Below are 986 nucleotides of genomic sequence, written 5' to 3'. Positions count from 1 at the left end.
GTAAGAAGATTGGCAAATGGTTCATTGAGATTCACATACCCCAAATCTCGCAACACCTTAGTGAAAAATCTCGCATAAAGCAAATGTAAAATCGCGTGTTCAATCCCACCAATATACTCATCTACATTCATCCAATATGCGATATCCTCTGGTCTAAATGCACATTGTTCCCAATACTGCCTAGGCGTTGCGTAACGCAAAAAATACCAACTTGATTGCACAAAAGTATCCATCGTATCAGTCTCTCTTTGTGCATTACCGCCACATTTTGGACATTGACATTCTTTCCAAGCAGGATGCTTATCTAGTGGATTACCCTCACCATTAATGACCACATCATCAGGCAAAAGCACCGGAAGATTCTCAATCTTTTCTGGCACAATGCCACACTTTTGGCAATGCACCATAGGAATAGGCGCACCCCAATATCGTTGCCTTGATACTCCCCAATCGCGCAAACGATAATTTATAACACCAACTCCCCTACCGTGCTCTTCAAAGTATGCAATGATTTTTTCTCGTGCTGTAGCACCCTTTAATCCATTAAAGATTCCGGATTCTATTAATTCGCCATCTTCACAAAATGGTAAAGAATCTGTGCTAGATACAAGCACAGGCTTAATAGGCAAGTTATATTTTTTAGCAAATTCAAAATCTCTTTCATCATGCGCTGGCACAGCCATAACCGCACCATTAGCATATTCTATCAGTACAAAGTTTGCTACCCAAATAGGAATCTCTACGCCACTTAATGGATGAATGGCTGTTATCCCTAAATCAAAGCCTTCTTTTTCCATCATAGATCGTTCTTTTGATGGGAATTTACGCACATCTTGGATTTTTTGTTTTTGTTCTGAATCTAGTAATCCTTTTTCTAAAAGCGCATCGACAAGCGGATGTTCTGGAGCAATGGCACAATATGTCACGCCAAAAAGCGTGTCACAACGAGTTGTAAAGACCTCAAAACTCTCTATGCCTGTCTTTTG

At 40.3% G+C, this 986-nt stretch carries 1 protein-coding gene; it reads right to left on the bottom strand.

Going from position 1 to position 986, the window contains the following annotated elements:
- Positions 1-986 (bottom strand): class I tRNA ligase family protein (locus tag C6H22_RS08445; RefSeq protein WP_158654691.1); only part of this gene is annotated, 986 nt, incomplete at both ends.

Origin of the sequence: Helicobacter equorum (assembly GCF_900198655.1) — a bacterium.
Classification (GTDB): domain Bacteria; phylum Campylobacterota; class Campylobacteria; order Campylobacterales; family Helicobacteraceae; genus Helicobacter_F; species Helicobacter_F equorum.
Note: the sequence above shows the minus strand (reverse complement) of the source record. Positions and strands in the feature narration are given on the sequence as shown.